The sequence below is a fragment of the Pseudonocardia nigra genome, from assembly GCF_019396355.1.
GTDB classification, from domain to species: domain Bacteria; phylum Actinomycetota; class Actinomycetes; order Mycobacteriales; family Pseudonocardiaceae; genus Pseudonocardia; species Pseudonocardia nigra.
In genome coordinates, this window is record NZ_JAHKRK010000112.1 from 1 (window position 1) to 24,064 (window position 24,064).

Annotated in this window: 22 protein-coding genes and 1 tRNA gene; 9 read left to right on the forward strand and 14 right to left on the reverse strand. The window is 73.8% G+C overall.

The window, feature by feature from the left end; all coding sequences use genetic code 11:
- Positions 1-113 precede the first annotated feature (113 nt).
- Entirely contained in the window at positions 114-284 is a 171-nt protein-coding gene (locus KME75_RS24070) for a hypothetical protein (RefSeq protein ID WP_219417146.1), read from the reverse strand.
- A gap of 137 nt (positions 285-421) precedes the next feature.
- On the opposite strand from KME75_RS24070, the gene KME75_RS24075 reads away from it, so the two are divergent.
- Entirely contained in the window at positions 422-1,828 is a 1,407-nt protein-coding gene (locus KME75_RS24075; RefSeq protein ID WP_219417147.1) for an NsdA family TPR-like regulatory protein, read from the forward strand.
- Here the strand turns inward: KME75_RS24075 and KME75_RS24080 are convergent.
- The 3 genes from KME75_RS24080 to KME75_RS24090 form a co-directional block, all read right to left on the reverse strand.
- Positions 1,809-2,714: a phosphotransferase enzyme family protein gene (locus KME75_RS24080; protein ID WP_219417148.1), complete on the reverse strand. Its 906-nt coding sequence runs from the start codon at positions 2,712-2,714 to the stop codon at positions 1,809-1,811. The two genes, KME75_RS24075 and KME75_RS24080, sit on opposite strands and share 20 nt — an antisense overlap.
- A 41-nt stretch (positions 2,715-2,755) precedes the next feature.
- Positions 2,756-3,922 carry a tyrosine-type recombinase/integrase gene (locus KME75_RS24085; RefSeq protein WP_219417149.1) on the reverse strand — a complete coding sequence of 389 codons (1,167 nt, stop codon included), beginning with the start codon at positions 3,920-3,922 and terminating at the stop codon, positions 2,756-2,758.
- A gap of 274 nt (positions 3,923-4,196) precedes the next feature.
- Positions 4,197-4,270 (reverse strand) — tRNA-Thr (locus tag KME75_RS24090).
- A 136-nt stretch (positions 4,271-4,406) separates the two neighbouring features.
- Here KME75_RS24090 and KME75_RS24095 point away from each other — a divergent pair.
- A complete protein-coding gene (locus KME75_RS24095) occupies positions 4,407-5,111 on the forward strand; it encodes a class I SAM-dependent methyltransferase (RefSeq protein WP_219417150.1) in 705 nt (234 codons plus the stop codon).
- Between the two features lie 69 nt (positions 5,112-5,180).
- On the opposite strand, the gene KME75_RS24100 is transcribed toward KME75_RS24095, so the two are convergent.
- The 6 genes from KME75_RS24100 to KME75_RS24125 all read right to left on the reverse strand — a co-directional run bounded on the left by KME75_RS24100 (position 5,181) and on the right by KME75_RS24125 (position 14,709).
- Positions 5,181-5,375: a hypothetical protein gene (locus tag KME75_RS24100; RefSeq protein ID WP_219417151.1), complete on the reverse strand. Its 195-nt coding sequence runs from the start codon at positions 5,373-5,375 to the stop codon at positions 5,181-5,183.
- A gap of 127 nt (positions 5,376-5,502) precedes the next feature.
- A complete protein-coding gene (locus KME75_RS24105) occupies positions 5,503-8,205 on the reverse strand; it encodes a winged helix-turn-helix domain-containing protein (protein ID WP_219417163.1) in 2,703 nt (900 codons plus the stop codon).
- A gap of 122 nt (positions 8,206-8,327) precedes the next feature.
- Complete coding sequence (locus tag KME75_RS24110; protein ID WP_219417152.1) at positions 8,328-9,479, reverse strand: DNA polymerase III subunit delta'; 1,152 nt, start codon at positions 9,477-9,479, stop codon at positions 8,328-8,330.
- Positions 9,476-11,476, reverse strand: coding sequence for a bifunctional MFS transporter/dTMP kinase (locus KME75_RS24115; RefSeq protein WP_219417153.1), 2,001 nt, complete (start codon positions 11,474-11,476; stop codon positions 9,476-9,478). Before KME75_RS24115 ends, KME75_RS24110 begins: the two co-directional genes overlap by 4 nt.
- A 226-nt stretch (positions 11,477-11,702) precedes the next feature.
- Positions 11,703-12,116, reverse strand: a complete 414-nt coding sequence (locus KME75_RS24120; protein ID WP_219417154.1) for a hypothetical protein — start codon at positions 12,114-12,116, stop codon at positions 11,703-11,705.
- A 91-nt stretch (positions 12,117-12,207) separates the two neighbouring features.
- Positions 12,208-14,709, reverse strand: a complete 2,502-nt coding sequence (locus tag KME75_RS24125) for a penicillin-binding protein (RefSeq protein WP_308283026.1) — start codon at positions 14,707-14,709, stop codon at positions 12,208-12,210.
- Between the two features lie 153 nt (positions 14,710-14,862).
- Here KME75_RS24125 and KME75_RS24130 point away from each other — a divergent pair, with 153 nt between their 5' ends.
- A complete protein-coding gene (locus tag KME75_RS24130) occupies positions 14,863-15,243 on the forward strand; it encodes a WhiB family transcriptional regulator (RefSeq protein WP_219417155.1) in 381 nt (126 codons plus the stop codon).
- A gap of 35 nt (positions 15,244-15,278) precedes the next feature.
- On the opposite strand, the gene bagB is transcribed toward KME75_RS24130, so the two are convergent.
- Positions 15,279-16,436 carry an ATPase BagB gene (gene bagB / locus KME75_RS24135; protein ID WP_219417165.1) on the reverse strand — a complete coding sequence of 386 codons (1,158 nt, stop codon included), beginning with the start codon at positions 16,434-16,436 and terminating at the stop codon, positions 15,279-15,281.
- Between the two features lie 11 nt (positions 16,437-16,447).
- Complete coding sequence (bagA, locus tag KME75_RS24140) at positions 16,448-17,467, reverse strand: ATPase BagA (RefSeq protein ID WP_219417156.1); 1,020 nt, start codon at positions 17,465-17,467, stop codon at positions 16,448-16,450.
- 221 nt (positions 17,468-17,688) lie between these two features.
- Here bagA and sp36 point away from each other — a divergent pair, with 221 nt between their 5' ends.
- Genes sp36 through KME75_RS24160 form a run of 4 tightly spaced genes read left to right on the forward strand, consistent with a single transcriptional unit; the run spans position 17,689 to position 21,170 of the window.
- The gene (gene sp36 / locus KME75_RS24145; protein WP_219417157.1) at positions 17,689-17,868 is read left to right on the forward strand and encodes a Sp36 family protein; all 180 of its coding nucleotides are present in this window, start codon (positions 17,689-17,691) and stop codon (positions 17,866-17,868) included.
- A complete protein-coding gene (locus KME75_RS24150) occupies positions 17,865-18,329 on the forward strand; it encodes a RidA family protein (RefSeq protein ID WP_219417158.1) in 465 nt (154 codons plus the stop codon). The genes sp36 and KME75_RS24150 overlap by 4 nt, the downstream gene beginning before the upstream one ends.
- A gap of 19 nt (positions 18,330-18,348) precedes the next feature.
- Positions 18,349-18,954, forward strand: coding sequence for a hypothetical protein (locus KME75_RS24155; RefSeq protein WP_219417159.1), 606 nt, complete (start codon positions 18,349-18,351; stop codon positions 18,952-18,954).
- Between the two features lie 20 nt (positions 18,955-18,974).
- Positions 18,975-21,170, forward strand: coding sequence for a hypothetical protein (locus KME75_RS24160; RefSeq protein ID WP_219417160.1), 2,196 nt, complete (start codon positions 18,975-18,977; stop codon positions 21,168-21,170).
- A gap of 220 nt (positions 21,171-21,390) precedes the next feature.
- On the opposite strand, the gene KME75_RS46085 is transcribed toward KME75_RS24160, so the two are convergent.
- A complete protein-coding gene (locus KME75_RS46085) occupies positions 21,391-21,780 on the reverse strand; it encodes a Gfo/Idh/MocA family oxidoreductase (RefSeq protein WP_308283027.1) in 390 nt (129 codons plus the stop codon).
- On the reverse strand, positions 21,738-22,286 hold the full coding sequence (locus KME75_RS46090) for a Gfo/Idh/MocA family protein (RefSeq protein ID WP_308283028.1): 549 nt from the start codon (positions 22,284-22,286) through the stop codon (positions 21,738-21,740). The genes KME75_RS46085 and KME75_RS46090 overlap by 43 nt, the downstream gene beginning before the upstream one ends.
- Between KME75_RS46090 and KME75_RS24170 the strand changes: the two genes are divergently transcribed.
- Together KME75_RS24170 and KME75_RS24175 are read left to right on the forward strand one after the other, a co-directional pair.
- Entirely contained in the window at positions 22,278-23,120 is an 843-nt protein-coding gene (locus KME75_RS24170; protein WP_219417161.1) for an NUDIX hydrolase, read from the forward strand. The genes KME75_RS46090 and KME75_RS24170 overlap by 9 nt on opposite strands.
- The gene (locus KME75_RS24175; RefSeq protein WP_219417162.1) at positions 23,117-23,911 is read left to right on the forward strand and encodes an MBL fold metallo-hydrolase; all 795 of its coding nucleotides are present in this window, start codon (positions 23,117-23,119) and stop codon (positions 23,909-23,911) included. The genes KME75_RS24170 and KME75_RS24175 overlap by 4 nt, the downstream gene beginning before the upstream one ends.
- The last annotated feature ends 153 nt before the right edge of the window (positions 23,912-24,064 follow it).

The following is a 24,064-nucleotide window of genomic DNA, read 5'->3' on the forward strand; positions in this document are numbered from 1 at the left end:
GCCCCGTCACCGTCCACGCCGGCGAGCTCGTCCCCGTGCTCACGACGCGGCCCCACCGCGGAAGCACCAACCCAGCCACAACCCGATCGAGATCATCAGCCATGCCCGCACAGCTACCGACCAACACTGCTCCTGGCGACGATGATCAAGCGACGGAAGTCGAGACGAAGCTCGCCGAGCTGACGACCTTCGTCCACGAGGAGCTGGCCCGGATCAACGACCGGCTTACGGCCCTGGAGGACGATCGTTGACCCCATCTGGGAGTCGATCGTCACCGTGCTCACCGGGTGCTCCTGTGCGCTGTTCACGCAATCAGGAAACAGCGCGTCGCGACTGACCTACAGTGTGTACTCCGAGTGCATTCGTGCACGGGGGGTGCACGAGGGAGTGCACGCCGAACACCTCGGGGGCGGTGAGGCGGGTGGGGAAGGAACCGAACCGCGCACTCGCAGGCGCGATGGCCCAGGCGCGTGCGAGCAACCATGGCCTTGCCAAGCGCGTGCGTGAGCTCGCCCAGATCGATGGGCAGCGCTCCGCTACGGATCACGCAGCGATCGGCCGGTACCTCGCCGGCATGCAGCCCAAGCCGCACACGGCCCGATACATCGCCGTTGCACTGTCCGAGCGCCTTGGCCGACGCGTCACCCCCGCTGATCTCGGCTTCACGCCTGCGCAGGCTGACACCGGGAGTTCGGGCGCGCTGGCACTGCCAGCGCTGGCCTATCCGGCCGACCTCCCTGCCGCCGCGGAGAACCTCGGGCGACTTGCACGGTTCGACATCGAAGTGGGGTCGGCGCCGGAACTGAGCCGCTGGGACGGCGACGCTACAGCGAGTGTGATCACCGGGTATCTGTTCGACCGGACGGGCGCGGTGGCCGGCGCGAGCGACGACGGACCACCGCCCGATGCGGCAGCGATCCGCGCAACGACGGCGACCCTGATGCAGCTCGACTTTCAGCTCGGGGGCGGACATACGCGCGAACTGCTCCTGTTCTTCTTCCGAAACCGCGTCCTGCCACAGCTCGCTGCGGCGCGCGGGCGAACCGAGCAGTACCGCGACCTCCTTTCGGCCGCCGCGGAGCTGACGCAGATGCTCGGCTGGAGCGCGTACGACTCGGGCCGGCATGGGGCAGCGCAGCAGTACTTCGTGCAGGGTCTCCGACTCGCCCGCGAGGCTGACGACAACCTTATGGGCGCACGCCTGCTGTCGAATCTCAGCCATCAGGCCAACTACCTCGGCCGATTTCGGGAAGCGGTCGAGCTTGCTCGGGCTGCCCAGGCCACGACTGGACCGAGGAAGTCCGCCACGGTTTCTGCACTCCTCCTTGCGATGGAGGCGCGGGCGCTCGCGTCGCTTGGCGACTCGACCGCATGTGCCGCTGTCCTCACCCAAGCTGAGGCGCTGTTTGACCGCCGACGAGCGGACGAAGACCCTCCGTGGATCGGCTATTTCGATCACGTCGAGTTGGCGGGCGAGGCCGCGCACTGCTACCGCGACCTCCGGCGCTCGTCGGAAACGGAGCAATTCGCGGCGATGGCGGTTGATCCCATTCTGACCCCACCAAGAACGTTGGCGTTCATCAACATGGTCTCTGCCGTGGGAGCCCTGCACGCCGGCAACCTCGATCAGGCCGTCGCCGTCGCGCGCTCGTCGATCGAGCTTGCCGGCGCGATCCGGTCGAGCAGGTGGAGGAACTACGTCCGCGAGTTCCTGCGAGCCATTCCCGAGGCGCACGCCACCGACCCGCGAGTGGTCGACCTACGCACGGTGGTGACCCAACGATTCCAGGAGGCGAAGGGGCCGGCGGTCAGAACGTCGTCCATCTGACATCGCGCACGCCATCCCGGATCGTCGCCATCCGGCGGGCGTACTCGTCGTGAATTGCGGATGACTCGTTGATGTTCTGCATGAGCCAGGTGGTCATCTTTATCTCGTGTACTCGGCGGAGAACATCGAAACCAGGCCAGTCCAGGATATCGAATCCGTAGCATCGAGCGAATTCCGAGTACTGTGCGCTCGTCCACCACTGGGCGGTGACGTGCTCCGTTGCAGTCATCGACAGATCCCACTCGGGTTGCCCGAAAGAAACGCGCTCGAAGTCGATCAGAACGACCTCGCCCGATTCGCGGAACATGAGGTTCTGCACGTGGGCATCACCGTGGGTCACGGCTGTATCGAGGGGAAATTCGAGTGCCTTGACCTCTGTACGCAAGTCAGCCACCAACGACGTGAGGAATACGCGGTCCTGGGATGGAATGGGGGAGCGGGCTATCCGCGGCTCGACGCGGGCGAGGATGTCCTCCTCAGGCACAGCGAACTCGCGGGGCGGAGGCAGATCGTGAAGTCGGCGCAGCGTGAGACCCAGAGCGCGAACGTCGCCGGGCCCACCCCGGCGCCCCGCGATGTAGTGCCAGAACGTGACGGGGTGCCCGCCGACGTCGATGGGCTGGTCGACGTCCCACGCTCGAGCTGCATCGACGCCAGCCTCCGCGAGCCATCGGGCCACGTTCACTTCTTTGATCGCAGACGCCCGATAGTCGGGGCCGCGTGCGATCCGCACGACAACCGGTGAATCGTCTAGCCGGAAGATGGCGTTCTCGCCGAGCCGCAGCAGCTCGGCGCCGTCAGGATCGAAGCCGACGGCTGCACACGCAGACTGAAGGACATCTACGGCCGACTCCCGACCGAACGGCAGGCCCGGCTGGTCGCTCATGGCGCCCACGCTACGGCTCGGGGGAACGCGCCGCCGGACGGCTACACGGCGGGCGGCAAGGTGGGCCGAGGGCGCCGAGCGGCGAGCGCGGCGGCAGCCCTTTGGTCGGCTTCGAGGACGAAAGCGGTGTACGTCCGTAGCGTTGTCGAGCCGCCGCCGGCGTGTCCCAGCCGGCCGGCCACCGTTCGGATGTCGACCCCCGCCGCGATCAGCTCTGTCGCGGAGTAGTGGCGAAGGCTGTGCAGGTGCGTGTGCAACCCCAGGCGCGCGGCGAGGCGCCCATACCGTTGCGTCACGGTGTCGGGGCTCGTCTGCTTCGAGCAGTCCGGCACGGGGGAGAACACGAACCCGTCGCGGCGAACGCGGGTGTCGACTGCAGCGGCTCGCTCGTCGCACCGTTCGCGGTGCTCACGCAGCACGTCGACGAGCTCGGGGTCGAGGGTCACGCGGCGGTGCTGATGGGTCTTGGTGTCCTTCTCCCATACATCGCCGGCGATCTGGCCGATGCTGGCTTGGAACTTGGCAACTCCGCGGTCGAGGTCGAGATGTGACCACCGGAGACCGCACACCTCGCCTCGACGCGCTCCCGTGGTCATGGCGAACCAGATCAGGACGCCCCAGTCCGGGTCCTTCCACGCCTCGGTGAGGATCTCGGCCGCCTCCTCGGCGGTCGGCGGTGCGGGATTGGGTCGCGGTACAGCGGGAGGCTCGGTCTGTTCGATGGGACTGACGGCGATCCAGCCCCACCGGACCGCGCGGGTGAAGGCGCCGCTCAAGATGGCGTGGACGACACGAATGCTCCCAGCGGCCAGCGGTACGCATCTGTGAGGTGCACACGCGCGCTCGCACCATCGACATCTGGCAGTTGGATCGCCGCTGGTGACCTTGGCGCATTTGCGCCGGGCCGTGTGCTCGTCGCAGACGTGCTCCCCGCTGGTGCGATGCTGCACGAACTTCTCGCCTCGGCAGTGCTCCCGGCATCGGCGTAGGCGCGCGTAGAGCCCTTCGATGGTGTCGGCCTTGACGCGACCGACCTGTAGCCGACCGATGGTCGGGCGGACGTGCTTCTCAATCTTGCCCACGTAGCCGGCGCGGGTCTTGCGCTCGATGTCGATGACTTCCAGCCAGCGGTCGAGCAGATCGTTGACCGTCGCCTCGGTCTTGGGGCTCCGGCGCTCGTCGACTTGATTGAGCAGGCGGGTCAGCACCTTCTCGGCTTCGCGCTTGGTCTCGGCCTCCGTCGCCCGCGCCCTGACCGTCTCACGCAGCCAGATGGTCTTGCCCGTGAGCTGGTCGATCCCCGCGTAGACCTTGACCCGTGCGGAGCCGCTAGGCAGCCATCCGATGGTGCCGCGTCGACGTCCGCGAGACGGGCGAGATGAGGCCGCACGAGGACGATACCTCGGGTTGAGGCCACGAATGAGGCCACGAGGGGCCTGAACGTGGTCTTCGAGGAGGCTAGATAGTGCCCCTGACCTGCGGAGCCGCCTTGGGGAGTCGAACCCCAGACCTACGCATTACGAGTGCGTCGCTCTAACCGACTGAGCTAAGGCGGCGGGTGGTGCGCGGATGAGTGTAGCGGGCGCTTCCGGTCCCCCCGTCCAGGGGCCCGCGTCGCCCGTCCGGGCCAGCCGGGCCGGTGGATACAGTTGCGCGCACCCGCCTGAACCGATCCCCCTGGAGGACCACCCGGTGAAGCCGATCGACCTGGGGTACATCCGCGAGCTCTACCGCGAGTTCGCGGGGGAGTTGGCCGCGGTCGGGAAGGCGCAGCGGGAGTTCGCGGAGTCGCTGAAGGGGACAATGACGCCCCAGCTCGACGACCTCGAGGCGGAGATCACCTACCTGCTGCTGCGCGCGACCAGGCCGGCGGCGGTGATGGAGCTCGGCACGTTCCACGGGTGGTCGACCTCGTGGATCCTCAGTGCGCTGCGCGACAACGGCGAGGGCACGCTGCACAGCTTCGACATCATCGACAACGTGGTGCGCAACGTCCCGCGCGACCTCGCCGAGGGGCGCTGGACGTTCGTGAAGGGCGACATCAAGCAGACGCTCGACCAGGTCCCCGCCGACACCGGCTACCTGTTCGTCGACGCCGCGCACAACGCGCCGTTCGCGCGCTGGTACCTGCAGCACCTGTTCCCGCGGGTGCCGTCGGACATCCCGGTGAGCGTGCACGACGTCTACCACTTCCGCGCCACGCTGCCGTTCCACGAGGGCAAGGTAGTCGTCCGGTGGCTGGACGAGCGCGGCGTGCCGTTCTTCACGCCGTCCCGCGCGAAGGCCAAGGCCGACTACGCGGCGCTCAACGCCCTGCGCGACGAGCTCGGGCTGGAGCCGATCCGCGGGGCGGGCAACAACCCGATGATCTTCTTCCGGATGCCCGCGCTGCCCTGAGCGTACGCGCCGTTGCGCGAACGGCACTTTCGCTCGATAGGTTTGGACGAAAGGGCCGTTCGCGCGGGTTCACCGCGCCTCTGCCGCCGAGCGCGCGGGCCGCGGGGCGAGGCGCGCGGCGGAGCGCAGCAGCCGGGCCCACCTCGACGCGGTGGGGGCGGGTGCCACGGCCGCTCGGGCGAGCCGGTGCGTCGCGGCGTCGGCGAGGAGCTCGCGGCGGTGGTCGGCGGCGATGTCGGCGGCGGTGAACAGCTGGTTCAGCATCTCGGCACGTCCTTCGGTCGGTTCTGGAGTGATGGCTCCACGATCGACCGCGGGGGCCGTCGGGACATCGGTGCCGAGCACGGATCGAGCACGGAAAAGCCACTCCGTGGTCTCCGTGCGGGTCCACTCAGTGGACGGCGGCACCCATCGCCACCAGCTCCGACACCCCGCGCTCCCGCTCGGTGCCGCCGGCGAGCAGGAGGCTGCGCGCCCACTGGTACAGGCACCCCGCAGCGTCGAGCATCTCCGCCGCGGCGAGGACACCCGCCCGGTCCCCTGCGTAAAGTGCGGCGGCCCGGTCGACGAGCGCGGCCGCGATCGGGCTGTCCGCCGTGGCCGGTCGGACCGCGTCGATGCGCCCGGCAGCGTCCGCCGCACCGGCCAGGACGGCGGCCTCCGCCCACAGCGCGGCGTACCAGGGTCGCCACAGGCCCTGGTACCAGCGGCGCAGCTCGTGCGGCGGGATGTCGAGCCGGTCCACGGCCTCGTCGAACCGGCCGTCGTGCAGCAGGACGACGGTGTCGAAGAACGCGCTCGCCCGGTGGTCGTGCGTCGGGCGGTCGGCCGGCGACAGCGCCTCGCAGATGCCGATCCAGGTCTCCTGCTCCGCCGGCTCACCGCGCAGCCCGTGCACCATGGCGACGGCGTGGGCGGCGCGGCGCAGCGTCGGGACGGGTCCTGCGCCCGCTCCCAGCTCGCCCGGAAGACGTCCGCGGCGGCGAGCGTGGTGGGTCCAGTCGCCGGCGAGGGCGGTGACGACGATCAACCGCGCGGTCGCGACGTGGCCGACCTCGCGGTGCAGCGGCAGGTCCCGGATCCGCTCGGCGACCCGGCGCGCCGTCACGAGGTCGCCCGCGGTGAGCGCCGACTCGGCCGCCATCACGTGCGCGTCGGCCAGCTCGAACCCCAGGTCGGCGTCGAGGGTGATCGGTGTCAGCAGCTCGATGCGCCGCAACGCGCTCGCCAGCGCCGCCTTCCCCTCTCCGCGCGCCAGCTGGGCGGTGGTGAGCCGGTCCAGCGCCGCGCTCTCGGCGAGCGGGTCACCCGCACGCCGGGCCAGCTCGAGCGCCCGCTCGGACGCCTCGGCCGCCAGCGGGTCGGTCTCGACGATCGCGAACGCCTCCGCGGTGGCGATCCGGGCCTCCGCGACGGGGTCACCGCCCGCGTGCCGGCGTGCCTCCTCCAGCGCGGCGTGGACGGCGTCGGCCCCGACGGGAAGCGCCATCGTCCCGGGCGCCCGGTTCATCAGCTCCGCCACCTGCGCCAGGTCGCGGGCCGCCGATGCGGGCTCCCCGACGCGCAGCGCCGCGTCGGCGGCCGCCCGGTGCAGCCGGATGGCGTCGTCGCCCGCCAGCCGGGCCTCGGCCGCCCCCGCGGCCCGGTGCAGGGCCACCGCGGCGTGCCGGTCGTCGGGGGCCAGCTCGGCCGCCTGCTCGTAGCGCCACTGCGACTCCCCGGGCATGCCGCGCCGGTGGCACAGCGCCGCGAGCAGCGTCTTGCCGTTGTAGGCGGCAGCGCGGTGCTCCGGTCGCGTGGCCACCCAGCCGAGGGCCGCCCGCAGCTCGTCGGCGAGCCGGTCGAAGCCGGCCCGCCAGGCCGCGTCGACATCGGTGACCGCGAGCAGGGCGCTCCCCGCCTCACCGGCCCACTCCAGGTGTCTGCGCCGGCACTCGGCGAGCTCCCCGGTGTCCTCCAACAGCTCCGCCCCGTACTGGCGCACGGCCTCGAGCGCCCGGTAGCGCGTGCCGTCCGCGGCCGCGGTCGGCACCAGCAGGCTGTGGTCGGCGAGCGCGGCGAGGTGTGCGCCCACCTCGCGCGGGGTCACCGGCGGCCACCCCGCGACGTGCGCCGCGTCGTCGGCGCGGAACGCCCCGGCGAACACCGACACCCTCCGCAGCACCGCCTGCGCCTGCTCGTCGAGCAGCGCGTAGCTCCAGTCCAGGGTCGAACGCAGTGAGCGGTGCCTGCTGTCGACCCGCCGGGCCCCGGTGAGCAGGTGCAGCCGGTCGGCGAGGCCGGCCTCGAGCCCGTCGGCGCCCAGCGCGGGCAGGCGGGCGGCGGCGAGCTCGATCGCGAGCGGGACGCCGTCGAGCGCACGACAGATCCGGACGACGCGGTCCCGGTCGGCGGCTGTGAGCGCCGCACCGGCCGCCGCCGCGCGTTCCTCGAACAGCGCGACCGCGTCGCCGCCCGACGCGTCGTCCCCTTCGACGACCGACAGCCCGTCGACCGGGAGCACCCGCTCGAACGGCAGGAGCAACCGCGCCCGGCTCGTCGCGAGCACCACGACGCCGGGGCTCTGCGCCAGCAGCCGCTCGACCAGCAGTGCGACGCCGTCGAGCAGGTGCTCGCAGTTGTCGAGCACGAGCAACGCCCGCCGGTCGGCCGCCCAGCCGAGCAGCGTGTCCTCCGGCGACCGGCCCTGCTGCTCGGCGATCCCGACCGCCCCCGCGACAGCAGCGGCGATCATCGCGGCGTCGGCCACCGGAACCAGGTCGACGTACCAGGCCCCGTCGGCGAACCGGTCCGTGACGTCGGCGGCCACGGCCAGCGCGAGCCGCGTCTTCCCGACCCCGCCCGGGCCGACCGCGGTGACGAGCCGCTGCTCGCGCAGGGCGTCGGCCAGCTCGGCGCGTTCGGACGACCGGCCGACGAACGACGTCAGCGGCGCGGGCAGCGGAGCGACCCGCCGCGGTGCGGCCGGGGCCGGTGTGGACTGCTCGGCGGCGATCAGGGTCAGGGCGCGCCGGTCGTTGGCCCCGAGCTTGCGCAGCAGCGACGACACGTGGCTCTCGACCGTGCGGACCGAGATGAACAGCCACGCGGCGATTCGGCGTTGCTCAGGTGCTCACCCACGGCAGCCAGCACCTCGGCCTCACGCGCTGAGACGGCGGTGTCGGCTGCCCCTCCCTGAGTCACGACAGCAATTCTGCCTGGGCGCGCACGGGAGGATCAGCCGCGCTGCAGCGACGTCATCATGGCCTCGACCGCGATCTCGGGCTTGACGTTCTGGTCCAGCGCGGTGCGGCAGGCCAGCACGGCCTCCAGCCTGCGGAGCACCGACTCGCGCGACCACTCGCCCGCCGCGCGCCGGATGTCGGCCTGCCGGTCGGGGTGGGTCAGAGGCACCTGGGCGCCGCTGCCGACCACCAGCGCATCGCGGAAGAACCCCGCCAGGTCGACGAGCGCGCGGTCGAGGGCGTCGCGCTGGTTGCGGGTGTTGCGCGACTTCTGCTGGCGTTCCAGGTCGCGCTCCGCCGCCTTGGCCCCGCGGGCCGCGGCGGCGGCCCCCTTGCCGACGCCACCGGCGCCCATGGCGACGGCGAGCTCCTCCCGCTCGGCGGCGTCGCGGCCCTCGCTCAGCTCGGTGGCCTCGGCCTTCGCGTTGCGCACCAGCTCGCCCGCGTAGGAGAACGCGTCGCCCAGGCCACGGATCCGCAGCGGCAGGGCCAGCACGTTCTCCCGGTAGGTGCGCGCCTCGGAATCGCGCGCGAGCCGACGGGCGCGGCCGACGTGGCCCGCCGCTACGGACGCGGCCCACGTGGCCGTGTCGGGTTCGATGCCGTCGCGGCGGGCGAGGACACCGGCGATCGCCTCGGCCGAGGGGCTGCGCAGCGGCACCGGCCGGCAGCGCGACCGGATGGTGATCCGCACGTCCTCCGGGTGGTCGGACGGCGCACACAGCAGGAAGATCGTCTGATCCGGCGGCTCCTCGATGAACTTGAGCAGCGCGTTGGCCGCGCTCTCGGTGAGTCGGTCGGCGTCGGTGATGATCAGGATCTGGAAACGGCCGGTGGCCGGACGGCGGGCCGCGGACTGCACGAGCTGCCGCATCGACCTCACCGAGATCGACAGCCCTTCGGGGACGACCTCCCGCACGTCGGAGTGGGTGCCGGCCATGACCGTGTGGCAGGCCGCGCACTCGCCGCAGCCGTGGCGGGGGCACTGCAGCGCGGCCGCGAACGCCCTGGCCGCCACCGACCGGCCGGAGCCGGGGGGACCGGTGAACAGCCAGGCGTGCGTCATCGCCGCGGGGTTCTCCGCCGCGGCGCGCAGCTCGGCGACGGCCGACGGCTGCCCCACGACCTCGTCCCACACCGTCACGGGGACACCCCCGCCGTGCCGGGAGCGGGGGCGACGCTGCCGTCGCCCGCCGAGGTGGTGGGGCGTCGCGGCAGCACCGGCACGAGGCCCGCGTAGACGCGCTCGGCGACCTCCTCGGTGGAGCCGTCGGCGTCGACGACGACGTAGCGGTGCGGCTCGGCGGCCGCCATCCGGGTGAGCAGCCGCTGCACCCGCACGTGCTCCTCGCCGGAGATCCCGGAGCTCGCCGGCTCCCCGCCGGCGGGTGCACGATCGAGCAGCACGGACACGTCGGGCCGGAGCCTCCCCGTGGCCCAGGCGGCGAGGTTCTCCAGCTCACCGGGGTCGAGCTCGGCGTGCGCGCGGTCGGCCGCCACCCCGAACTGGACGAGCGGGCTCGCCAGGAACCGGTCGACGACGACCACCGCGCCGCTGCTCAGCGCGGGCCGGATGACGCGCTCGACCTGGTCGGCACGGACGGCCGCGGCGGCGAGCGCCTTCGCCCGCGTGCCCGACAGGGCCGCCTCGCGGGTGGCCGCCGCCCACCGCTCCCGGTCGCGCTCGCCACCCTCGGGCACGACGACGGTGTGCCCGGCCGCCCGGAGCCGCTCGGCCAGCCGCGCCGCCTGCTCGGTGGTCTCCTCGGCGGGCGCACCCTCGACGGCGATCAGGACGCCCTCACCCTCGCGCGGATCCCCGCGCCGGAGCGCGGAGAGCAGGTCCGGCAGCATCGGCTCGGTGCGCCGGTCGTCCATCTGCCGGTAGGCGACGATCCCGACGCCGGCCGCGACCAGGCCGCCCGCGAGCATCACGACACGGGTGCCGTCGATCAGGAACGGGTAGCCGAACAGCTCGATGCGCCGCGCGCTGACGAGGCCGACGATCAGCGGGACCAGCGCCATCGAGCCGAGCAGCGTCAGCCGCACGATCGACTGCACGAACGCGACGATCCGGCCGCGGACTTCGTCGGCCACGTGCGTGCCGATGATCGTGAGGCCGGTGAGGAACGCGATGCCGGCGAACCCGCCGACCAGCATGACCGCGGCGATCGCGACGAACAGGTGCGGGGCGACGGCCACCAGGACCAGTGCGAGCCCGGCCGCGACGATCGCCGCTCCGAACAGCCGGTTGTGCGGGACCCGCCGCGCCATCCGCGGGGCCGCGCCCATCCCGAGCGCGAGCCCGACGAACACCGAGGCGAACAGCACGCCGTACGCGGCGTTGCCGCCGCCCAGGCTCGCGGCGTAGAGCGTGGCCGACCCGACCACCGTGCCGCCCGCGGCGAACGCCCCGATGATGCCGATGACCAGCCCGCGGATGAGCGGGGTGCGCACGACGAACGTGGCGCCGTCGCGGAGCAGCGTGAGGATGCCGGGCGCGGGACCCCGCTGCTCGGTGGCGCGCCCCGAGATCTCCGGGATCCGGAACCAGACCGTGAGCGCGATGATCAGGTAGGCGACCCCGCTGAGGACGAGCGCGAGGTACACCGTGGCCATCGCCGAGCCCTCGCCGCCGAGGACCGACCCCGCGCTGGACAGCAGCGTGAACAGCCCGGACGCCGTGATGACGGCGACCCCGTAGGTCATGACCAGGTTGAGTTGGTTGGCCGTCTCGACCTGGTCGGGTCGCCGCAGCAGGTTCGGCACCGCCGCGTCCTTCGACGGGATCCAGAACAGCGCGCAGATCTCGATGAGGAACACCGCGACGAACAGCCACCACAGCGATCCGACCAGCGGGATCGACACGAAGAGGGCGAACCGCAGGAGATCGCAGACGACCATCACCCTGCGGCGGTCGAACTTGTCGGCCAGCGCGCCCGCGAGCGGCCCGAGGACGAGCGCGGGCAGCAGCTTGGTGGCGACGACGCCGCCGAGCGCGAAGCTCTGCGCCGTGTAGCCGCTGGTGAGCTGGGTGGCGAGCGCGGAAAGAGCGAGGAGGCTCATCCAGTCGCAGACACCCGCCACGGATGTGACGAGCCACAGCCTCCGGAACGAGGGGATCGCCAGCACGCTGCGCACGCGGTGCGAGGTGGGCGCCGACAGCTGGGGCCCGCCCGGACGCGCATCGGGCTCGGCTGCGGACGCGTTCGGCGAAGCGGGCTCGGGTCCGATCGCTCCTCACCTCCTCGGCGGGCACGGCCGCACCGCGGCGGCTCCGGCGGACACGGGGGCCACCTGGGCCTCCAGGGTAGTCCGCGGGGCCGACGGTTCCGGCACGGGCGCGTGCAGGGTGCTCAGGACGTTCTCAGGGGTCGAGCAACCCCATGGCCATGTCGATGACGATCAGCGCGAAGACCAGCACGAAGAACGCGGTGAACAGCCGCGAGCCGAGGCGGCTGCGGGAACGCCGGGACAACCCGAGGATCACGGGCTCGTCGGGGATCCGCGGCCGGGCCTCGGGGCGGGGCGGCAGGTGCGCGGCCGCCGGATCCGCCGACTGCGGGCGGGCGCCGGCGCCCGGTAGGACGGGAGAGGGCGGCGGAGCCGGCGGGTCGGCGGGAAGCGGCGACGCGTGTGCCGCGGGGCTTCGGGCCGGCTCGGTGCCCCTGCCAGAGGTGAACGGCGGCGCTGCGCCGGGGGGACCGTCCACTCCGGGGGGCGCGGTGCCGCCGCCGGTGCCGTCCTCCCCGAACAGCGCGTCGCCCGACCCCACCGTCATGGGCGGGATGCTAGGCAACCCCGTGGATCACCGCCCGCGTCTCGGGATCGACGCCGGGCACGACCACTCCGTCGGGCGACCGCGGAGGGGCTCAGCCGTCGCCGTCGTCCCCGCCGTCACCGCCGCCGTCGCCCTCGCCGCCGCTGTCGTCACCGGTGTCGTCGCCGCTCTGATCGCCGCTCTGATCGCCGCTCTGATCGCCGCTCTGATCGCCGCCGCTCTCGTCGCCGCCGTTCTCCGACGTGGGCGGCTGGTCCTCCGAGGACGGCGGGGGGCCGGTCGGAGCGGGCGGCGGGGGCGGCGGCGAACCGCTGCTGATGCTGAGCGTGACCGTCTCGCCCGGCAGTGCGGATCCGCGCGGGCTCTGGCCGATGACCGTGCCGCGGGACGCCGCGTTGTCGACGGTGCGCGTGGTGACGCGCCACCCGGCCCGCTCGAGGGTGGAGCGGGCATCGTTCTGGCTGCGGCCCACGACGTCGGGGACGCGCGACTCCGCGCCGCCCTCCAGGTAGCGCTCCTCGATCGGGGGCAGGCCCAGCACCGGCTGCCCGGCGAGCAGCGGCACCATGGCGCCGAACCACGTCTCGGCGGGGGTCTTGCCGCCGAAGATGTTGCCCTCCGAGCAGGCAAAGGGGGAGCCGGCGCCGTCGCAGAGCGGGCGGGGCGCCCTCGAATTGTCGAAGGTGATCACCGCACCGGATATCTGCGGGACGGCCCCGAGGAACGCCGCCGACTTGTGCTGCTGGGTGGTGCCCGTCTTGCCGGCCATCGGGCGGTCCCAGCCCGCCTGGGCCGCCGCGCGCCCCGCAGTGCCGCCCGGCAGGTCGTCCTTGCTCATCGCGTGCATCATGGCGTCGGCCAGTGCGGGCTCGACCGCCTGCTCGCAGGGAGCCTCGGTGAGCGGCACCGGGTTGCCGGCCGCGTCGGTGATCGACTCGATCGGGCTCGGTGGGCACCACGTGCCGCCGCTCGCGAGTGTGGCACCGACGTTCGCCAGCTCGAGCACGCTCGTCGGGGTGACGCCGAGGGTGAACGACGCCTGGTTCTGGGCCTTGGTGACCTCGGCGATCGAGCGGTCGGTGGGCCTGCCGGTGGCCGGGTCGACGAACGGGGTGGTGGCGAGCGACCTCATGCCCAGCCGCACCGCCATGTCCACCACGTCGGGGACGCCGGTGAACTCCATCAGCTTGACGAACGCCGTGTTGGGCGACTGGGCGAGCGCATCGGTGAGCGAGAGGCGGCTCGGGTAGTCCTCGGCGTTGCGCACGGGCAGCGGCCTGCCGGCCCCGTCGACGTAGATCGGCGAGGCGTACCCGCTCGGCGGCACGGCGAGCTGGTAGTTGATGCCCAGACCCTTCGCCAGCGCCGTGGCGGCCGTGAAGACCTTGTAGACCGAGCCCGCGCCCAGGTTGACCGGCTCGTACGGCAGGCCGTAGCTCGTCTCGTAGGCCTCGGCGTCCAGCCCGAACACGCGGCTCGACGCCATCCCGAGCACGCGGTGCTTGTCCTGCCCCGGCTGCACCACCGACATCACGTTCGCCACGTTGGGCTGCTGCGGCGGGACCTCCGCGACGAGGGAGGCCTTCATCTGCTGCAGCACTTCCCGGTCCAGCGTGGTCCGGATCGTGTAGCCACCGCCGTTGAGCTGCTCCCGGGTGAACCCGGCATCGAGGAGGTAGGACTCCGCGTACTTGCAGAAGAAGCCGGCGTCGCCGGCGCCGATGCAGCCGTTGGGCTGGGTGACCAGCGGTTCGACGATGCCCAGCGGCGCGGCCATCGCGGCCTCCGCCTGCGCCTCGTCGATCATCTGCTGGTCGCGCATCTGCCCGATCACGAGGTTGCGCCGCTCCCGCGCCGCCTCCGGGTGCGCGACCGGGTCGGTGGCCGCGGTGCTCCGCACCATGCCGGCGAGCAGCGCCGCCTGCGGCACGGTCAGCTGGTCGGCGGTGGTGTTGAAGTAGGTGCGCGCCGCGGACGCGATCCCCGCGGCCCCGTTCCCGAACGAGACGATGTTCAGGTAGCGGGTGAGGATCTCCTCCTTGCTCAGCGCCTGCTCCATCTGCAGAGCGATCTGCGCTTCCTTGAGCTTGCGCGCCGGCGTCTGCTCGGTGGCCTTGAGCCGCTCGGTCTCGGTGTCGGCCTCCACGTAGAGCATGTAGTTCTTGACGTACTGCTGGGTGAGCGTGGACGCGCCCTGCACGACGTCGCCGGACGCCGAGTTGGCGACGAGCGCCCGCAGCGTGCCCTGCCAGTCCACGCCCTGGTGCTCGTAGAACCGGCGGTCCTCCACGGCGACGATCGCCGCCTGCATCGCGGGGGAGATCTCGTCGATCGTGACCGGGTGCCGGTTCTGGTTCTGTTCGAAGAACCACGCGATCGGGACGCCCGCCGCGTCGGTGACCGTGGTGGTCTGCGGCAGCGGGCCGCCCACGAGGTCGGTGGAGGAGGTGTTGACGCTGTCGCCGGCGTCGCTGGCGACCAGCCCGAGGCCTGCCGCGGCGGGGAACGCCATGCCCGCGACCAGCACGCCGGCGAGCAGGCACAGTCCGAGCAGGAGGCCGAGCGGCCGCAGGAGACGACGCTGGGAGCTCACAGGTTCTCAGGGTACGCGGGGCGGTGTGATCGGTCCGTCAGGGCGCCGCTCGCCGAAGTTGAGTAATTTTGCTCGGTTCTCGGTGGAACCGGGCGCTCCCAGAATCCGTCTGTGCTGGTCGTGACGAGCACGGCGACTTTCGGGAGGGCAGCCATGACGGGTCGGTGGAACTGGCGGGGGGCGGCGCGGTGCCGGACGACCGACGCCGAAGGGCTCTTCGTGACCGGCGCCCACCAGCGCGAGGCGCGGGAGTTCTGCCGGACGTGCGCGGTGCGCACCGAGTGCCTGGCGCACGCCCTCGACCACCGCGTCGAGTTCGGCGTCTGGGGCGGCATGACCGAGCGCGAACGCCGGGCCCTGCTGCGCAGCAGGCCGGAGGTGCCGTCCTGGACCGACCTGCTGAACGCTGCGCGTACCGCCCACTACGCCTCCGCGGCCGACGAGACGGCCGACGCGCTCGCCGAGGTCGTGGAGCGGGAACGGGAGTTGGTGGACCGGGGGGCGGCCGGGTCGGCGGTGCCCGAGTCGGCGTGACCGGGCGCGCGGCTCCGCTCCCCGCGGCCGACGGCCTACCGCGCCGCCGAGCGCAGCGGCGCCTCCGCGTCGGCCTCGTCGACGGCCGCGGCCATCCGCTCCCCGATCTCCCGGAGCCCGTCGAGATCGGCGATGTCGGCGGTCACGACCGGCACCCTGGCCACCGCGACCGTCGGGTGCGCGCTGGTGAACCGGGAGAGCAACCGCTCCTCCCGCTCGGCGAGGTCCACCCGGTCGGCGTGCAGCCGCAGCACGGCCGCGGCCAGCGGGGCGCCGCGCAGCCCCTCGGCGGCGTCGCGCGCCTTCGCCGCCGAGAGCTGGGCCAGCACGGGGTGGGTGCGGTTGAGCACCAGCCCGGCGAGCGGCATGTCCTCGCCCGCGAGCCGGTCGACGAAGTAGGCGGCCTCGCGCAGCGCGTCCGGCTCGGGTGCCGCCACCACGAGGAACGCGGTGCCCGGCGAGCGGAGCAGCGCATACGTGGCGGTGGCGCGTTCGCGGAACCCGCCGAACATGGTGTCGAACGCCTGCACGAACGCGGACGCGTCGGCGAGCATCTGCCCGCCGAGGATCGTGGAGACGGTCTTCGCGAACAGCGAGAAACCCGCGCCGACGATCTTGCGCAGCCCGCGCCCGCCTGCCCGGGCGGGGGCGGACAGCAGCCGGATCATCCGGCCGTCGAGGAAGTTGGACATGCGCTGCGGGGCGTCGAGGAAGTCCAGCGCGGAGCGCGACGGCGGGGTGTCGACCACGATGAGGTCCCACTCGCCGGTGGCCGCGAGCTGCCCCAGCTTCTCCATCGCCATGTACTCCTGCGTTCCGGAGAACGACGAGGAGATGGTCTGGTAGAAGGGGTTGGCGATGATCGTCTCGGCCCGGTCGGGCTCGGCGTGGGCGTAGACCATCTCGTCGAAGGTCCGGCGCATGTCGAGCATCATCGCGTACAGCTCGCCGCCGGCCCGGCCCACGCCAGCCACCCTGCCGGGCTCGTTGTCCAGCTCCACCAGGCCGAGCGCCTGCGCCAGCCGCCGCGCCGGGTCGATGGTCAGCACCACGGTGCGGCGGCCCCGCTCCGCGGCGCGGATCGCCAGTGCCGCGGAGGTGGTGGTCTTGCCGACCCCGCCCGAGCCGCAGCACACGACGACCCGCGTGTCCTCGTCGTCCAGGAGCGCGTCGACCTCGAGCGGCGCGGCCATCCTGACGGGGCTCATGCGGCCTCCTCACCTGCTGCGACGCCCTGCTCGACGAGCTCATCGGCCAGCTCGTAGAGCGAGCCGAGGTCGACCCCCTCCACGAGCTGGGGCAGCTCCAGCCGGGGCAGCGCGGGCCCCTCCTCGAGCCGGGCGAGCGCCGCCGCCTCGGCGTGCACCCGCACGGCGTGGTCGACGGTCTCCGCGACGAGCCCGTCAACCACGTCGGCGGGGAGGTCGAGACCGGCGGCCGACAGCCCGGTGCGGACCCGGTCGGCGTCCACCCGGCCGCTCGCGGCGGCGGCCACGGAGCGGTCCGGCAGCCACTGCGGCCGGACCCGGTTGACGATGACGGCGCCGGTGGGCAGGCCCGCGGCCGACAGCTCGGCGGCCGACTCCAGCGTCTCGGTCACCGGCAGCTCCTCCAGCAGCGTCACCAGGTGCACGGCCGTGAGCTCCGAGTGCAGCACCTGCACCACGCCCTCGGACTGGCTGTGGATCGGGCCGCTCCTGGCGAGTTCGGCCATCGCCTTGGTGACGTCGAGGAAGCTCACGACCCGGCCGGTCGGGGGCGCGTCGAGCACGACGGCGTCGTAGACCGGCCTGCCGTCGGCGCCGCGCCGGTTCACGCACTCCTTGACCTTCCCGGTCAGCAGCACGTCGCGCAGCCCCGGCGCGAGGGTGGTGGCGAACTCGACCGCGCCCATCCGGCGCAGGGTCCGGCCGGCCATCCCGAGCCGGTAGAACATCTCGAAGTACTCCAGGAGCGCGGCCTCGGCGTCCACGGCGAGCGCGCGGACCTCGCCGCCGCCGGGGGCCACGGCGATCTTGCGCTCCTCGTAGGGCAGCGGTGGGGTGTCGAACAGCTGGGCGATCCCCTGCCTGCCCTCGACCTCCACCAGCAGGGTGCGCCGCCCGCCGGAGGCGAGGGCGAGCGCGAGGGCAGCGGCCACGGTGGTCTTGCCGGTACCGCCCTTGCCCGACACCACGTGCAGACGGGCCGCGGACAGAGCGGCCGGCCACGCGGATGACGTCACCGTTCCAGGTTACGGAGCCACGGCCGCACCGGCCGCCCGAAGGGATGAGGCGCTGGCTACAGTGCTGCTCATGAGCGAGCGCAGCGAGCGAATCATCGGCACAGCGCTTCCGCGAAGCGGTCGCCCGAGCGCCAGCGAGGGCGGGCGATGAGCGAGCTTGCGAGCGAATCATCAGCGCAGCGCCCGCGCGAAGCGCCGGCCGAGCGCAGCGAGGACGTGCGATGAGCTCCCCCGGTTCGTCGGTCACTCGGTGGGAATACCTCACCGCTCCGGTACTGATCCACAACACCCAGGCCATCCTGAACAACTTCGGGCGCGACGGCTGGGAGCTGGTGTCGGTCACCACCGGCGCCTCCCCCGAGCAGCTCGTCGCCTGGTTCAAGCGGCCGGTGCAGTCGTGAGCGCGCCCACCGAGCGGCTCCGCGAGCTGGGCATCACGCTCCCGTCCGTCGCCACGCCCGCCGGGGCCTACATCCCGGCCCGGCGCACCGGGTCGCTCGTGTTCACTGCGGGCCAGGTGCCCCTCGTCGATGGCAAGCTCGCCGCCACGGGCAAGGTCGGCGCCGAGGTCGACGCCGACGAGGCCTACCGGCTCGCCCGGACCTGCGCGCTCAACGCCCTCGCCGCGGTCGACGCGCTCGTCGGCCTGGACGCGATCACGGGCGTGGTGAAGGTCGTCGGGTTCGTGGCGTCCGCGCCGGGGTTCACCGGGCAGCCCGCTGTGGTCAACGGCGCCTCCGACGTGCTCGGTGAGATCTTCGGGGACGCCGGGCGGCACGCCCGGTCCGCGGTCGGCGTGGCCGAGCTGCCGATGGGCGCCCCTGTCGAGGTGGAGTTGATCGTCGAGGTCGCCGGGTCCTGAGGCCCGGCGCGGAGGCGCCATGAGTACCCCCCATGAGGCGTGCCACGAGCTGCTGGTCCGGTTGGCCGGCCGGCTGCCGGACGAGCTGCTGTGGCGGCTGCGCGACTGGCTCGCCGCCGACGGCGGCGCGGCGCTCGGCACCACGCTGCCCCGTGAGCTGCTGCGGCACCGCGTCGGGCTCACCGACGACGAGCGGGACCTGCTCGCCACGGCCCTCGAGGCGTGGGGCGCCCCGCTCGCGCTGCTCGACGCCGTGCTCCCCGCGCCGGCCGCCGACGAGCCGGACGTCGAGTTCCGGGCCGACGGCGAGGTCGACACGGCGGCGCTGAGCGTGCTCGCCGTGGTCCGCGGTCATCCGGGCTGCGTCGAGCTGCGGCAGGCGTGGCGCACCGATCCGCGCGCGGCGGGCGCCGCCCGCCGGGGGCAGCGCGTGGTGGTCGTGCTGGGCGCCGAACGGCCGTGGGCGCTCGCCGGAACGCTGCAGCGGCTGCTGCGCGCCCACGGGGACCGCACACCGTGTGTGGAGGTGCTTCCGCCGCACGGGGAGCCCCCGGCGTACCACCGGGCCGCCATCATCGGTTCGGCGCCGCTGTGGCGTTCGGCAGCGGCGCTGGTCGGGACGTGACCCGGACGGGAGGAGGTCAGGTGGAGGACGAGACGCGGCCGGGCACGACGCACGACCTGCTGCTCGCGCTCGCCGGCCGGGTGGACGACGACCTGCTGGGCTGGGCGCGCGAGCTGCTCGCCGTCGGCGAGGACGCCCGCGCCGTCGAGCTGCTCACCGCCAGCCTGATCGCCGACCGGGCGGTGCTGCCGGAACCCCTCCGCGCCGGCCTGGTCGAGGCGGCCAGGGCCGCGCGGACCGGCCTCGACCCCGACGGGGCGCTCCCGCCCGCGCGGCGCGAGGAGGGCACCGAACACCGCTTTGACGCCGGCCCGGCCGAGGACGGCGTCGGCGCCGCGTTGCTCGCGCTGCCGCCGCGGCAGCTGCAGGGGTGCCGGGTGCTGCTCACCCGCCGCCTGACGCCCGCGGGTTCGGCCCCCGGGCCGCTGCCGCACCCGGTGGTGCTCGTGGAGGCGGAGCCCGGCACCCGCCCGCAGGACGTGCTGGCCTACCAGCTCGCCGTGGCGCTGGACCGCTCCGGGGTCCGCGCGTCGGTCGAGGTCCTCACGGCCGGCCACCCCGTTCCCGCGTACCACGATGCCGCCCTGCGGAGCGCTCGTCCGGTGCGATCGGACGCCACCGGAGCACCGGCGCCGGAACGCATCCCCGACGTCGAGAGCCCACGGCCGGTGTCGGACCTCGACGTGCGCGACCCCGAACCCGCCCGCGACCCCGAACCCGCCCCGGCCCCGGAGCCCGCGCGCGACCGCGAGTCCGCCTGGGACTTCACCGCGACACCGGCACCCACGGAACCGGAACGCGGCCGCGATCCCGAGCCCGTGCACCGGGGCCTCGACGACACCGACGAGGACCTCCCCAGCCGGGACGTCGCGGCCGACGAGGAGTCGCCCTGGGGAGGTCGCCGGGCGCGCGAGCCCGTCGCGCCGGCCCCCCGCCCGGCCCGCCCGCGGCCCGAGGCCGACGAGCTGCCCGCGGAGGTCCCCGGCGAGGTCCTCCCGCGTCGCAGGCGCGCCCTGGCGGCCGAGCCCGTCGACCCGCCGGCCGAGGCCACCGAGCCCACCGAGCCCACCGCCGCACCGGACGACACCGGGTTCGACGACGCCGATCCCGGCACCACCGCGATCCCCATCGTTCCCCGGCGCCCCACGCCGCTGACCGCCGTGCGGTCGGCACCCGAACCCGTCGGACCGGAGCCGGAGCCTGCCGCCGCCGACGAGGACCGGGACGACGCCCCGGCGGACCCGTCCCCGGTGCGGCCCGCCGCCGCCCGCGAGGAGCCGGTGCCGCGGCCGGTGGCGCGCCCCACCCCGATCCCCACGCCGATGGGCAGGACCCGCCGCCCCACGGTCACGCCGATCGCCCGGACGACGGTGCCGAAGCCCATCCCGCTCGTCCGCCGCAACGGACCGGCCCCGGTCGTCCCCCGCCCGCTCACGCCCGTCGACCAGCCACCGATCGAACCGCCGGCCGAGCCGTCCGCGCAGCCCGAGGTCGTCGACGCCCCGCGGAGCGCGCCGGAGCCCACCCCGGAGCCGCCGCGGCGGCCCGTCCAGGCCGAAACGCCCGCCTTCGCCTCCCTCGACGACCCGCTCAGCGGGCCGCTGAACCAGCCGCTGCTGGCGCCGCTGCTCGACCCGACGTTGGCCGAGGACGACCCGCTCGGCGTGGCGGGCAGGCCGGTGCGGGACGACGAGCCGGATCGGCCCCGCAACGAGGCCGACTGGTCGGCCGAGTGGCTCTCGGGCGACTGGGCGATGTCGTCCTCGGCGCTCGAGACGGACAGCGCGGCCGAGGAGCGTCCCGCCCCGGCGCCCGTGTCCGAACGGCCCGCACCACGGCCCGTGCCCCGCAGGGCCGCCCGGCACCGGTACGCCGAGGAGCCGCCGGACGACCGGGCCGAGGAGATCGACACCGAGCCCGAGGCCCGGGCCGAGGAGCCGGAGCCCGTGGCCGAGGCGGAGCCGGAGCCGGGGGTCACCGCCGAGGAGCGCGACCCGGAGCCGGAGCCGGAGCCCGACCGGCAGTCGTCGGAGTCGCGGCCGGACACCGCCACGCGGCTGAGCGATGCCGACCGGCAGCTGCTCGCGCGGCTGCAGGCCGAGCTGCTCGAGGGGCGCAAGCCCCGGGTGGGACGGCGGGCCGGGGCCACCAACGGGGCCTCCCCGAACGGGTCGGGGCTCGGCCACCGGTCCGACCCGCCGGACCTCGCGGGCTGACCCTCGTTCCGGCCTCGGCGACGGACGGCAACGGCCGGCCTGTCGGCACGCGGCAGCCCGGCCATGATCGCCGCGAGGTGACAGTTCCTGTCGTTCCGGGTGCGCGGATGCGCAACTCACGGCGATCACCCAGCCCGTGATCACCCTGAGATGGCGGTTCCTGCAGTTCCGGGTGCGCGCATGCGCATCTCGCAGCGGTCAGGTGGCCCGCCGGCTGCCGTCAGGCGGCCGCGCGGACCTGCTCGATGATCTCCTGCAGGCGTAGGCCGCGGGCGGCGTCGAGCGCGGGCGGCGGGCCGGAGCCGTCGAGCGCGGCGAGGAGCTCGTCGAGCAGGTGGGTGTAGCAGGCCACCGCGTCCGCGGCGCGGCCCACCAGCCGGTGCCGCCCGGCCGAGCCGTACACCGTGAACTCGACCTCCGACGGGTCGACGGGCAGGCGCATCGACAGCGTCACGCTGCTCTGGGCCCCACCCGAGTGGACCAGCCCGAACCGCCACAGGTCCGGATCCGAGCGGTGCGCCCACCCGACGGACGTGACGGGGCCGACCGCGGCGTCGAGCAGGTCGATCACGTGGGGGCCGACGTCCAGGAGCCCCCCGTGCTCCGCCACGGCGAGACGGCGTAGGGGCCGCCCAGCAGCGCCCCGGACAGCCAGCGTGCCGTCGCCACTGTGTTCCCGTCGGCGGGCTCCTCCGGCAGCGTGCCCAGCCAGTCGCACACGGCCGGGTCGTGGCGCATCGTCAGCACCACCGTGGTGAGCACGCCGGCGCGCTCGACGGCGCCCGCCACGGCGCGCGCGTCCTCGACCGTGCCGGCGAGGGGCTTCTCACAGATCAGGTGCTTGCCCGCTGCCGCGGCCCGCACGGCGAGCTCCGCCTGCACCTGCGGCGGCACGGCGAATGCGACGGCGTCGACGGCATCGAGCAGGGCGTCGAAGTCCGCATATGCGCTCGTCGCGAACCGTTCGGCGAACTCCGCGGCGACCTCCGGGCGCCGCGTCCACACCCCCGCCAGTACGGCCTGCGGGTGCGCCGCGAGAGCCGGGCCGTGCACCCGGCCGGCCCAGGGGCCGCCACCGACGAGACCGACGCGCACATGATCCCGCAAATGATCCACAGCCCCATCCTGCCGGTCCCCGGGTTAGGGTCGGTCGTGCCCTCCCCGCTCGTCGTCCCGAGGCCCGCGGCGACCGTGCTGCTCGTCCGGGACCACCCGCACCCCCCGTCCGGACGAGCGCCCCTGCAGGTGTTCCTGCAGCGGCGGGTGGCCGGGATGGCCTTCGCGAGTGGCATGACCGTCTTCCCCGGCGGAGGCGTGGATGCGGGTGACCGTTTCGAGGCGGCGTCCTGGGCCGGGCCCAGCCCCGAGTGGTGGAGCGAACGCCTCGGGTGCGACACCGAGCTCGCGGGCGCGCTCGTGAACGCCGCCGTCCGGGAGACGTTCGAGGAGTGCGGGGTGCTGCTCGCCGGCCCCTCCCTGCCACCGGAGCTCGACCGGCACCGGGCGGACCTGGTGGCCCGGCGCAGCAACCTCGGGCAGGTGCTCGGCGGCAACGGTCTCGTGCTGCGCTCGGACCTCCTGCGTGCCTGGGCCCGGTGGATCACCCCGCCGCCCTCGCCCAAGCGCTACGACACCTACTTCTTCGTGGCCCTCCTCCCGGAGGGGCAGGAGGCCGACGCACACACCACGGAGGCCGTCGAGGCGAGCTGGTGGTTCCCGGCGGAGGCGCTGGAGCAGTGGTGGAGCGGGGACGTGCAGCTCATGCCGCCCACCATCCGCACCCTCCAGGAGATCGCCGAGCACCCGGACAGCGCCTCGGTGCTGGCGGCCACGGCGGACCGCGACCTCGCCCCGATCATCCCGCAGGTGCGCCGCGAGGGCGGCCGTCCCGTGGCCGTGCTCCCCGGTGACCCGGACATCGAGATCGCGCTGCCCGGGGGCGGGGCATGACCCATCCGGCCTACGGCGTGCTGCGGTCGGTCACGCCGCTGGCGTCGGTGCTGCTCGCCGAGAACCCGTCACCCATGACCCTGGAGGGCACCAACACCTGGGTGCTGCGTGCGCCGGGGGAGACCGGCTGCGTCGTCGTCGATCCGGGCGAGGAGGACGAGGAGCACCTGCGGCGCGTCGCCGCGCAGGGCCCGGTCGAGCTGGTGCTGCTCACCCACCGCCACCCCGACCACGCCGCCGGAGCCCGCCGGTTCGCCGAGCTCACAGGGGCGCCGGTGCGGGCCCTCGATCCGTCGCTGGTGCTGGGCGCGGAGGCGCTCGGCGACGGGGACGTCGTGGCCACTGCCGGCGTCGAGCTGCGGGTGGTGGGCACCCCGGGGCACACCTCGGACTCGCTGTCGTTCCTGCTCGACGGCCCGGACGCGCCGACCGCCGTGCTCACCGGCGACACGATCCTCGGCAGGGGCACCACCGTGATCGCGCACCCGGACGGCGCGCTGGGCCCCTACCTCAACTCGCTGCGCCGGCTCGCCGCGCTGCCCGAGGGCACCGCCGTGCTGCCCGGACACGGCCCCGAGCTGCCCGACGCCCCCGCCGTCGCCACCGCGTACCTCGCCCACCGCGAGCAGCGGCTGGAGCAGGTGCGCGCCGCGCTGGGCGAGCTCGGCGCGGACGCGACGGCCCGCCAGGTCGTGGAGGTCGTCTACGCCGACGTCGACCGGGCGCTGTGGCCCGCGGCGGAGGCGTCGGTCCGCGCGCAGCTGGACCACCTGCGCAGCCGGCAGGTCTGAGCGACCCGGGGCGGAACGCCGCACCTGTTGCAGCAAAGTCCCCCATGGCCTTCGGCCGCCACGAGGTATGAGAATCGGGTCGGGTCCGGCTGAGCTCGGTTGGCATTGGTGCGTCTAGCCCGAAGCAAAGTCTGAGGCCTGGGGGCCTTCCCG

Coding starts and splice junctions, on each gene's coding strand:
- bagB (WP_219417165.1), bottom strand. CDS start 16,436: ATGGCCGCGCCGCTCGAGGTCGACGCGCTCCTGGACGACGAGGACACG.
- KME75_RS24175 (WP_219417162.1), top strand. CDS start 23,117: ATGACCCATCCGGCCTACGGCGTGCTGCGGTCGGTCACGCCGCTGGCG.
- KME75_RS24155 (WP_219417159.1), top strand. CDS start 18,349: ATGAGTACCCCCCATGAGGCGTGCCACGAGCTGCTGGTCCGGTTGGCC.
- KME75_RS24130 (WP_219417155.1), top strand. CDS start 14,863: ATGACGGGTCGGTGGAACTGGCGGGGGGCGGCGCGGTGCCGGACGACC.
- sp36 (WP_219417157.1), top strand. CDS start 17,689: ATGAGCTCCCCCGGTTCGTCGGTCACTCGGTGGGAATACCTCACCGCT.
- KME75_RS24100 (WP_219417151.1), bottom strand. CDS start 5,375: ATGCTGAACCAGCTGTTCACCGCCGCCGACATCGCCGCCGACCACCGC.
- KME75_RS24080 (WP_219417148.1), bottom strand. CDS start 2,714: ATGAGCGACCAGCCGGGCCTGCCGTTCGGTCGGGAGTCGGCCGTAGAT.
- KME75_RS24120 (WP_219417154.1), bottom strand. CDS start 12,116: ATGACGGTGGGGTCGGGCGACGCGCTGTTCGGGGAGGACGGCACCGGC.
- KME75_RS24170 (WP_219417161.1), top strand. CDS start 22,278: ATGATCCACAGCCCCATCCTGCCGGTCCCCGGGTTAGGGTCGGTCGTG.